Source organism: Hymenobacter sp. M1-2 (assembly GCF_057808495.1).
Genome location: NZ_JBTYZO010000036.1, coordinates 1 through 10,443, shown reverse-complemented (window position 1 = coordinate 10,443; position 10,443 = coordinate 1). Strand labels below are relative to the sequence as shown.

Sequence of the window (10,443 nt, the reverse complement as noted above, 5' to 3'; positions counted from 1 at the left end):
ACAATGATTATTTATTTGAAACGTCCTACGCTACTTATCAGAGTATCATGCACTCGGACACTACCATCTTGACAACTTGTTTGTAGCAAACCCAAGTTGCGAAGTAGCCGCGTAGCGGCTCAAGGATTGTAGAAAATCAGGTCTAAAATAACCTTGCGCCGCGTAGCGGTGCCAGAGACGCCCGCCGATCTGGCACCGCTACGCGGCGCAACTCCCAGAACCGACTTGAGGCTACAAACCTGTCGCCGCTACGCGGCCATGCCGCAACTTGGGTTAGCAAGCTTATGAGTTGGACAAGGCTTCAGCTCCTTTCGCAGTTACGATATAGGCTTGCCTAATACTCCTGGGAGAATCTGGTAGCGTGAACTGCAAATAGCCTTCTTCGAGTAATGGGGCGATATAATGGATCGAATTAGCGGACGATGCTCCAAGGCCAATGTGTGTCAAAATCTCCTTACGACTGCGAGGTTGCTCGCAGAAACGTAAAATCTGAAGCTCCCGGATCGTTAGTACTCGTGTAGTGGATTTGGCCGACACTTGGGTAACAAACTCAGAATGGATGGGCAGCGTGGTGAGGAAAAACGAATGCGCCACGTCCATTGAAAAAATGGGGTCTAGAGAGCCATTGGCCCGCATAGCCCGACGGATTTTAGGTAATCCAGTAGCGCGACCTTCCGTGAGGTGCAGCTCGCGCAGGAAGTCGCCCACGCGGCGGTTGCGGTAGTCGCGCGCCACGATGCGCGGCTGCATGAGCATCTGGGGCGTGACGGGCGGCAGGGCGCCGGGGTAGCTAAGAATCTCCAGTTGCGTGGGGCGCACGCTCACCTCTATCGTTTGCTGGCTTTCGTAGCTGCGGTGGTACACGGCATTGGCCAAGGCTTCTTCCACGGCATCGTACGGATAGTTGAAAAAGCGCCGTGCTTCCGCCTGCCCCGATACTTTTCGCACGGCTTCCTGTAGTATCTGGTTGCGCAAATATTCCAACGCCTGCCGTAGCTGCCGGTGCAGGGGCCCCGTAAAGCGCTTCTCCGTGAACTGGTCGCCAACTTCATCGTGGTAAACAATCACTCAATAATGGCCCCACGAAAGAAGCGCTCCGGCTGCTCACTGAACATGAGCAAGCCAATGTTCAGTGGCTTGCTGTACTCCGGCGGCCCGCTTACCAGGCGCATCTGCTCGCAGAGGTCAGCGAAAGGTATTGTTTCGGCTTCTTCGGCCAGGCTGCTGTTGATTTCACGCAGGAAGTCACGGATGAGGACTGGGCTCAGGTCGCGCAGCTCCGCCTGGTGGTTGATGCGGTCATCGAAGGGCACTTTGGCAGCCAATTCCAGCAGGTGCTGCTCGTCGGCTTCGGTGCGCACCTGCACGGTAGCAGCGAAGTGCCGTACCCAGTATACTTTCTGGCCTTTGTGGTCCTTGCCCAACGATAGGGGGGCTTTATAGGGTCGAGTCTGGCCGCCCGGCACCCAGATAATCAGCAACCAGCGGCCTTGGTACTGCACTGGCTCCGCCACTGGAAAATAGTGTGGCGTGAGTTGGTAGCACAGATTCAGCAGCTCCTTCTGGATCTTATCCAGCTGGTTGGCCGGCAGGCCCTGCGGCGGCAGTATGGGGCGCCCGTCTTGTTCTTGGACACCTACCACAATGTAGCCGCCACCCCAATTGTTGATGTCGTTGGCGAAAGCACAAATAGAGTGCAGTACATCTTCGGGGTTCCAGCCAGCCTTAAACTCCAGCCGTTCCCATTCTACGGTACTGCCGTTCAGTAGCTCGGTGATATTGATGGAAAGCCATAGCACGATGATAAGCAGAACGGCCGGAAGCTCCGGCCGTTCGTTGTCAAAAGAAGTAAGAACTATACTTACTCCTCCAGCTTCTGCAAAATCTCCTGCGCGGCCACGGCAATGACGGTGCCTGGCCCGTACACGCCCGCCACGCCAGCATTGTAGAGGAAATCGTAGTCCTGGGCCGGGATGACGCCGCCGGCAATGACGAGGATGTCTTCGCGGCCGAGCTGCTTGAGGTCGGCGAGCAGCTGCGGAATCAGGGTTTTGTGGCCGGCAGCAAGGCTGCTCACGCCCACCACGTGCACATCGTTTTCGGCGGCCTGGCGGGCCACTTCGTCGGGGGTCTGGAAGAGCGGCGCGATATCCACATCGAAGCCCACGTCGGCGAAGGACGTGGCAATGATTTTGGCGCCCCGGTCGTGGCCGTCCTGGCCCATCTTAGCCACCATCATGCGCGGGCGGCGGCCTTCACGAGTGGCGAAGTCGTCGGCGGCGCGGCGGGCCTTGGCAAATTCTTCGTCGTAATCCATTTCCGCAGAGTACACGCCCGAAATAGAGCGGATAGTAGCCTGGTGGCGGCCGTACACTTTTTCCAAGGCATCCGAAATCTCGCCCAGCGTAGCGCGGTGGCGGGCGGCTTCTACGGCAAGAGCTAGGAGGTTAACCTCACCCCCTAGCCCCCTCTCCTTCAGAGAGGGGGAACTAGCTGCTAACTCTAGTTTCTCTGAGAGTATTTCTGGCGACTGATCCGCACCGGCTGCCTCCAGATTAGAACTAGCAGCTAGTTCCCCCTCTCTGAAGGAGAGGGGGCTAGGGGGTGAGGCCGCCTCTGTCAGCGCCTCCAAAGCCTTTTGCACGGCGGCGTTGTCGCGCTCGGCTTTGATGTTGTTGAGGCGGGCAATTTGAGATTCGCGGACGGCAGCGTTGTCGATGTCGAGCACGTCGATTTTCTGCTCCTCGCTGGGGCGGTACTTGTTTACGCCCACTATTATTTCCTTGCCGGAGTCGATGCGGGCCTGCTTGCGGGCGGCGGCTTCCTCGATGCGCATTTTGGGCAAGCCGGTTTCAATGGCCTTGGCCATGCCGCCTAGCTCTTCCACCTCCTGGATGAGGGCCCAGGCTTTGTCGGCCAGCTCGTGGGTGAGGGTTTCCACGTAGTAGGAGCCGCCCCAGGGGTCTACCACGCGGGTGATGTCGGTTTCGTGCTGGAGGTAGAGCTGGGTGTTGCGGGCAATGCGGGCCGAGAAGTCGGTGGGCAGGGCAATGGCTTCGTCGAGGGCGTTGGTATGCAGACTCTGGGTGCCGCCCAGCGCGGCGGCCAGCGCCTCAACGCAGGTGCGGGCCACGTTGTTGAACGGGTCCTGCTCGGTGAGCGAGTAGCCGGAGGTTTGGCAGTGGGTGCGCAGGGCCAGGCTCTTGGGGTTTTGCGGCTCGAATTGCTTGAGCAGCTTGGCCCACAGCAGACGGCCGGCGCGCAGCTTGGCAATTTCCATGAAGTGGTTCATGCCGATGGCCCAGAAAAACGACAAACGCGGCGCAAACTGGTCGATGGTCATGCCCGCCGCGAGGCCGGCGCGCACGTACTCCAGGCCATCGGCGAGGGTGTAGGCCAGCTCCAGGTCGGCGGTGGCGCCGGCCTCCTGCATGTGGTAGCCCGAGATGCTGATGCTGTTGAACTTGGGCATGTGCCGCGCCGTGTAGCTGAAGATGTCGGCGATGATGCGCATGCTCGGCGCGGGCGGGTAGATGTAGGTGTTGCGCACCATGAACTCTTTCAGAATGTCGTTCTGAATGGTACCAGCGAGCTTGTCCGGCGTCACGCCCTGCTCCTCGGCCGCTACAATGTAGAAAGCCAGCACCGGCAGCACCGCCCCGTTCATGGTCATCGACACCGACATCTGATCCAGCGGAATCTGGTCGAAGAGAATCTTCATGTCCTCCACCGAATCGATGGCGACGCCTGCTTTACCCACGTCCCCGACCACGCGCGGGTGGTCAGAATCGTAGCCCCGGTGCGTAGCCAGGTCGAAGGCCACGGAAAGGCCCTTCTGCCCACCCGCGAGGTTGCGGCGGTAGAAGGCGTTGCTTTCCTCCGCCGTCGAGAAGCCCGCGTACTGCCGGATGGTCCAGGGGTTCTGCACGTACATGGTGGCGTAAGGTCCGCGTAGGTACGGCGCTGTTCCCGCCCCAAAGCCCAAATGGTCGAGCCCCGCCACATCGGCCGCGGTGTAGTGGCTCTTGAGCGGAATGCCTTCGGGCGTAACGGTGGCTGGTTCTGCTGCCGGCGTCTCAGGCAGTGGGGCGGCGTTGTAAGCTATGCGGGAGAAGTCGGGTTTCATGGGTGGGGGTGACAGGTGGGAGGGGGTGATTTAGCTCAGATTTAGGAGCAAGGAATAGGAATAAGGTTGTTCTAGCGGGTGGCCTCACCCCCGGCCCCCTCTCCAAGGGGAGAGGAGGAGCCAGACGTATGGGTAGGGGTGAAGCACGATAGGTGATGAGATGATATGTGTGGAGCCGCTACAAGAGTAGGAAAAAGCCCTAGCCTTTGCTGGAGAGAATATTATTGATGAGGGAAGGAGGGCAACTGAGGTGGCAGAGGCTAGGTTTTTTATAGTGATGCATATACTCTCTGCGTCTGGCTCCCCCTCTCCCCTTGGAGAGGGGGCCGGGGGGTGAGGCTCCCGCTAGAACAACCTATTTCCCCTGCAACCGCGCCAGCACGTCTTCGGTGCTGTAGCCTTGCACGCTGAATTCCTGGAAGCCGAATACGCGCACGGCTTCTTGGAGGGTGGCGAGGTCGGAGGTGAGCAGGGCGGGGGGCACGAAGGGAACTTCGGTGGGCACCCGGTAGAGGTAGCGCGACAACTGCCCGAACTGCTCCGGGGTAGCATACATGAGCGTAGCAGCTTCCGACGAAGAATACAGCACCGAGAGTGTGCCTTCCGGGTGCGCCTCCCGCAGCTCGGGCCGCTCAGAAGCCGGCAGTAGCCGCAAAAACGACTCGATAATGAGCTGATTGGTATGCGTGCCGAGCAGCACCACGGCCGCCTGCTTCTTCTTTTTCTCGCGTCGTTCGAAGTGCATGCTGGTGGCCAGCCGCAGTACTTCGGAAGGGTAGGTGGCGCGGGTAGAGTCGAACTCCCGGCTGCGCAAGAGGCGCTTGGGGTTGAAGCTGAATTGCTCCCGCGGATTGTGGAAACGGTTGGTGCCCACTACCACCTGCTCGCCGCTGGCAATGCGCCGGAACTGCTCCTGCGCGGCCCGGTGCAGCTCTTGCAAGGCCAGGCCCATCGCCTCGGGCAAACCGCCGGCTGCTTCCAGCCGCTGAAACAGCGCCCAGGCCTCCTGGGCCAGCGTGTCGGTCAGGGTTTCGAGGTAGTAGGAACCGGCGGCGGGGTCGGCTACGGTGCCGAGGGCGGCCTCTTCGCGCAGTAGGATAGAAAGGTTGCGGGCCAGCCGGTCCGAAAACTCGTTGGGCGCCTGAAACAGCGTATCAAAGGGGCGCACGCTCAGCACATCGGCCCCGCCAAGCACGGCGCTCATGGCCTCGGTGGTCACGCGGAGCAGGTTGGTGTGCGGGTCGAGGGTGGTTTGACTCCAGGAGGCGGTTTCGGCCAGCACGGGCACCTGCGCCGCTTCGGGTGGCAGGCCGTAGGCGTGGCAGAGCGTGGCCCACAATCGGCGCAAGGCCCGCAGCTTCGCCAGCTCGAAGAAGTAGTTGGGGTTGATAGCCACGTGCACCCGCAGCGCCGCCGTCACGTCGGCCACGGTCAGGTCAGTGGCCGGCAGTTCGTTGAGATAGGTGGCGGCCGTAGCCATCGCGAAGCCCACCTGCTGCGAAGCCGTAGCCCCCCGGTTGCCGAAATACGCCGTGTCCAGCGTGAGAGCCTGGAAGTCGGGCAGGTGGCGCGTTAGCCGCAGTGCTTCCCGCAGTTCCTCGTATTTGGCGGGCAGGTCCGGCAGGTGGCAGGTAACCGGATCGAACTGCAAGAAGCCGCGCAGGACAGCAGTATCGGTAGCCAGCAGCCGGCGCAGCAGCCCCGCCGGCGCGGCCGTCACCGAATACCCAACGTAGGTATCGGCCAGTGGCAGCTGGGCTTGCAGAAATTCCACGTCGAAGGCGGCCGTATCGGCCAGTACGAAGTGCGCGCCATCGGCCCCGCGGGTAAGCGCCTCGGCCGCCCGCCGAATAGCCGCGTGGCCGTTGTCGGCGGCGGGCACGTGGTAGGCGGGTACGTTGCGCCAGCTGTTACTGGCAGCCCCGGCGCGAACCAGCGGAACTGGTGGCTCGGGTAGAGCCGCCAGGGCTTCGCGATGGTAAAAAGGTTCCAGCGTAAAGCCGTCGGGAGTGGTCCAGCGCAGGGTGGCCGGGTCGGCGCCTTTCAAGTCCCGCGCTATGCGGTCCTGCCAGGCAGCGGTAGTGACGGGCTCAAACTCTGAAAAGGTAACGGGCGCGGAACGCGGCGTGTCGGACATGACCTAGGCACTGGTGGGGAAGGGGAAATTCAGTGGGCTAAAGATACCGGATGCGGGGCGAAAGGCTATCACGTACTGTCATGGACGGATTGGGTGTGCCCCTCCGGTCTGCTGGCTTTTCGGCAGCTGACCGGTTGCCATCTGCGCCAGCAGCACAACGCTCTATCACCTAATTCGCTGCGCGTTGTCGCTGTAGGCTTGCTTCCGAGCCGACCGGCCGCACCTGCTCTCCGCCGCACCTTTCGTTTGTCGCACACGGCGACCGGCCAGCCGGCGAAAAGCCGGCAGACCGGGGACCAGCACTCGTTGCCGTACTACTCCGCTGGCGGTGCGCTATCAGGAAAAAAGCCGTCTGCGCGTAAGGGCTATTATCACATATCATCACGGACGAGGCTTGTTTGGCGGCCTCAACCCCAGCTGCTTTTCCAACTATTGCGCTTTCGTCGGCGTCTATGCCTTGCAGGTCGGGCGTGGCTGCCGTTTCGCACGGTTGGAGCGCCGGATAGTCGGGCGGGCGGACTACCTTTGTGGTCCGCTCTGTACCTATCCTACTTAATGCAACTTCTTCGCTCCCGAATAGTCGCGCTTAGCCTGCTGGCTAGTGCGGCTTTTTCATCGGCTTGTCAGCGTGGCAGCTACGTGGCCAAGCCGCAACTGGCTCCCGTCACGGCGCAGCCCGTCGGCAAAGACCTGTCCGACGACCCCACGGCCCTGGCGACCATCGCGCCCTACCGCCAACGCGTAACCGAGCAAATGGCCACTGTACTAGGCACCGCCCCCGCGGCCATCACCAAGAATCCGGGTGAGTCCCCGCTGGCCAACTTTGTGGCCGACTTGCAGCGCACCCGCGCCAGCCGCGAGATTGGGCAGCCAGTGGATTTGAGCGTGATGACGAACGGCGGGCTTCGCTCGCCGTTGCCAGCCGGTCCCATCACCACGGGCTCCGTGTTTGAATTGATGCCGTTCGAGAATGAGCTGGTGGTGCTGGAAGTGTCCGGTGAGGTAGTACAGCAGATGTTCAATTATGCGGCCCGCGTGAAAATGGCCATTTCCGGCGCCACGTACACGGCCACCTCCGACGGCAAAGCCACCGACATCCGCATTGGCGGGCAGCAGTTCAACCCGGCCCAGGACCGGCTCTACACCATCGCCATTTCCGACTACCTGGCCGGTGGCGGCGACCAGCTGACCTTCTTCAAGCCCATCAAGCCCCGGGGTACCGGCGTGCTACTACGCACCGCCATCACCGACCATATCCAGGAACTCACCAAAGCCGGCAAACTGGTAGAAGCCAAAGTAGAAGGTCGGGTGAAAGTTAATTAGGAAGGAAGAAGGAGGAATTAAGAATTGGCTATTGAAGCACCCACCTTAATTCCTCTTTCTTCCTTCCTCATTCCTCATTGAACACATGAATCGTCGCGAATTTCTGAAACATACTGGGGTAGGGGCTGCTGGCGTGGGTTTGCTGGGTCTGAGCAGCTTGCCCGCCGTAGCCGCCGACCCGAAAGCCAGCCGGCTGGTCATTCTGCACACCAACGACATGCACTCCCGCATCGAGCCTTTTCCGGCCAATGCCGCTCAGTGGGCGGGCATGGGCGGCATGGCGCACCGGGCGGCCCTCATCAAGCAAATCAGGGCGCAGGAACCAAACGTGCTGCTGCTCGATTCCGGCGACATTTGGCAGGGCACGCCCTACTTCAACTTTTTCCAGGGCGAAGTGGAGTACAAGCTCATGAGCCAGATGGCCTATGACGCCAGCACCCTCGGCAACCACGACTTCGACAACGGCCTGGAAGGCTTGCAGAAGCAGCTGCCCAATGCCGGCTTCCCCTTCCTCATCGCCAACTACGATTTCAGCAACACCATTCTGGCCGGCCGCTTCCAGCCCTACAAGGTGTTCGAGAAAGTTGGGCACCGCATCGGCGTGTTCGGGTTGGGCATTGAAATGGCGGGTCTGGTGGCCGACAAGAACATCGGAGGCACCAAATACCTCGACCCTATTGCCACGGCCAAGGACATGGTAGCCAAGCTGCGCGGCCCTGAAAAGTGCGACCTGGTTGTCTGCCTCTCGCACCTGGGCTATAAGTACGAAAGCGCGAAAGTCGATGACTTCAAGCTGGCGGCCGGCGCCCCTGGCATCGACCTGATTCTGGGCGGCCACACCCACACCTTCCTCGACAAACCTGACGTGGTAGCTGGCCCGAACGGCCACCAAACCCTCATCAACCAAGTGGGCTGGTCAGGCATCAACCTGGGCCGGCTCGACTACATTTTTGAACGAGGTACCCGCCGCCCGAGCGTTGCAGCGGCATCGGTAGTGCCCATTCAAGCTGCCTGATAAAAGCTGGACATATGCAAGTGGAAAAAGGGTTTTTTCTCTCCTGACTTTTCCACATTTTTGTCTCCCTTTGGAAAAAACGGGCCCTGCCGGGGCCCGTTCGCGCCTCTGCTATTCTGCCTACACACCAACTTCTTTTGTAACTAACTCATTGATGCTGAAGGATTGCCGTACAGTCTGGGCGAATTGCCTTCGCGTCATCAAAGCGAATATTGGTGAGCAGAGCTTCCGCACGTGGTTTACGCCCATTGTGCCGGTGCATTTGCAGCAGAATGTGCTCATTATTCAGGTGCCCAGCACGTATTTCTACGAGTTCCTGGAAGAGCACTACGTGGAGGAACTGAAGCGGGCCATCCATCAGGAGCTGGGCCCGGAAGGGCGGTTGGAGTACAGCATCGTGGTTGACCAGGGCAACAGCCAGAACCAGCCCCGGACGCTCAACCTGCCCACGGCTCGGAAGTCGGCCGATCCGGCGCCCGTGGCCACGCCCGCCGCGGCGTTAGCTACTGGGCCCATGTCGTCGTCGGCGCGGCACGTGGCGGCCGCGGCGGCAGCTCCGGCCCCTTCGGCTACGCTGCGCAATCCGTTTGAAGCCAGCAAGGGCATCGACCGAAATTATCTGCACTCCCAGCTCAACGGCAGCTACACGTTCGAAAACTACATCGAGGGCGACTGTAACCGGCTGGCCCGCTCGGCTGGCCTCGCGGTGGCCAACAAGCCTGGCACCACCAGCTTCAACCCCTTGATGGTGTACGGCGGGGTGGGCCTGGGTAAAACGCACTTGGTGCAGGCCATCGGCAACCACATCAAAAGCTCCAATTCCGACAAGTTCGTGCTCTACGTGTCGGCGGAGAAGTTTACCAACCAGTTTATTGAGAGTCTGCGGGCCAACGCGGTGCCGGACTTCGCCAACTTCTACCTGCTGGTTGACATTCTGATTCTGGACGACGTGCAGTTTCTTTCGGGCAAGGACAAGACGCAGGAAATGTTCTTCCACATCTTCAACCACCTGCACCAAGCCGGCAAGCAGATTGTGATGACCTCCGACCGTCCGCCGCGCGACTTGGTGGGGCTGGAAGACCGGCTGCTTTCCCGTTTTAAATGGGGCCTCACCGCCGACCTGCAAAGCCCCGACTTTGAGACGCGCATGGCCATCATCCAAAACAAAATGCAGCAGGATGGCATCGACATTCCGCCGCAGGTGGTGGAATATCTGGCGCATTCCGTGAATACCAACGTGCGCGAGTTGGAAGGCGTGCTGATTTCGCTGGTGGCTCAGAGCAGCCTCAACCGCCGCGAAATCGACCTCGAAATGGCCAAGCAGGCGCTGCGCCACATCATTGAGGAAGTGGAGGCCGAAGTCAATATTGACTTCATTCAGAAAACCTGCGCTGAGTATTTTGGCGTGGCGCTGGACCTGCTGAAGGCCAAAACCCGCAAAAAAGAAGTGGTAACGGCACGGCAGGTAGCCATGTATTTCGCCAAGGAACACACTAGCCACTCGCTCAAGAGCATCGGCCACCATTTCGGCGGCCGCGACCATAGCACCGTTATCCACTCCGTCCAGACAGTATCGGATTTGATTGATTCCGACAAGAACTTCCGCGCCCAGATTGTAGAGCTGCGCAAGAAATTCGCGGGCCGCTAGGTTCAGCGGCCCAGGGCTGAAGCCCTGGGCTAGGTAGCGAAAACAGGAAGAGTGCCCTTGTAGGACAAACGGACACTTACTCCATAGCCCAGGCTTCAGCCCTGGGTTGGCAGCACGAACTGGCTAAGATGCAAGTCTAAAACGCTTGGTGTGAGTTCGGTTAGAGGATGTTGCGGGAGAAAAAACGAAAGGTG

At 60.3% G+C, this 10,443-nt stretch carries 7 protein-coding genes; 3 read left to right on the top strand and 4 right to left on the bottom strand.

Annotated features, from left to right (window positions below; all coding sequences use genetic code 11):
- Positions 1-282 precede the first annotated feature (282 nt).
- The 4 genes from ACYSMN_RS23995 to ACYSMN_RS23980 all read right to left on the bottom strand — a co-directional run bounded on the left by ACYSMN_RS23995 (position 283) and on the right by ACYSMN_RS23980 (position 6,263).
- Positions 283-1,068: an ATP-binding protein gene (locus ACYSMN_RS23995; RefSeq protein ID WP_488926466.1), complete on the bottom strand. Its 786-nt coding sequence runs from the start codon at positions 1,066-1,068 to the stop codon at positions 283-285.
- Positions 1,065-1,799: an AlbA family DNA-binding domain-containing protein gene (locus ACYSMN_RS23990; protein WP_488926465.1), complete on the bottom strand. Its 735-nt coding sequence runs from the start codon at positions 1,797-1,799 to the stop codon at positions 1,065-1,067. The genes ACYSMN_RS23995 and ACYSMN_RS23990 overlap by 4 nt, the downstream gene beginning before the upstream one ends.
- 62 nt (positions 1,800-1,861) lie before the next feature.
- Entirely contained in the window at positions 1,862-4,126 is a 2,265-nt protein-coding gene (scpA, locus tag ACYSMN_RS23985) for a methylmalonyl-CoA mutase (RefSeq protein WP_488926464.1), read from the bottom strand.
- 355 nt (positions 4,127-4,481) lie between these two features.
- Complete coding sequence (locus ACYSMN_RS23980) at positions 4,482-6,263, bottom strand: methylmalonyl-CoA mutase family protein (RefSeq protein WP_488926463.1); 1,782 nt, start codon at positions 6,261-6,263, stop codon at positions 4,482-4,484.
- 555 nt (positions 6,264-6,818) lie between these two features.
- Here ACYSMN_RS23980 and ACYSMN_RS23975 point away from each other — a divergent pair.
- From ACYSMN_RS23975 to dnaA, 3 genes are all read left to right on the top strand, one after another.
- Positions 6,819-7,586, top strand: a complete 768-nt coding sequence (locus tag ACYSMN_RS23975; RefSeq protein ID WP_488926462.1) for a 5'-nucleotidase C-terminal domain-containing protein — start codon at positions 6,819-6,821, stop codon at positions 7,584-7,586.
- 85 nt (positions 7,587-7,671) lie between these two features.
- Positions 7,672-8,601, top strand: coding sequence for a metallophosphoesterase (locus ACYSMN_RS23970; protein ID WP_488926461.1), 930 nt, complete (start codon positions 7,672-7,674; stop codon positions 8,599-8,601).
- A gap of 154 nt (positions 8,602-8,755) precedes the next feature.
- Positions 8,756-10,249, top strand: a complete 1,494-nt coding sequence (dnaA, locus tag ACYSMN_RS23965) for a chromosomal replication initiator protein DnaA (protein ID WP_488926460.1) — start codon at positions 8,756-8,758, stop codon at positions 10,247-10,249.
- Positions 10,250-10,443: the final 194 nt, after the last annotated feature.

What these genes read in the sequence shown, in the direction of transcription:
- ACYSMN_RS23970 (WP_488926461.1), top strand. Translation starts at nt 7,672, where the DNA reads ATGAATCGTCGCGAATTTCTGAAACATACTGGGGTAGGGGCTGCTGGC.
- dnaA (WP_488926460.1), top strand. Translation starts at nt 8,756, where the DNA reads ATGCTGAAGGATTGCCGTACAGTCTGGGCGAATTGCCTTCGCGTCATC.
- ACYSMN_RS23975 (WP_488926462.1), top strand. Translation starts at nt 6,819, where the DNA reads ATGCAACTTCTTCGCTCCCGAATAGTCGCGCTTAGCCTGCTGGCTAGT.
- scpA (WP_488926464.1), bottom strand. Translation starts at nt 4,126, where the DNA reads ATGAAACCCGACTTCTCCCGCATAGCTTACAACGCCGCCCCACTGCCT.
- ACYSMN_RS23980 (WP_488926463.1), bottom strand. Translation starts at nt 6,263, where the DNA reads ATGTCCGACACGCCGCGTTCCGCGCCCGTTACCTTTTCAGAGTTTGAG.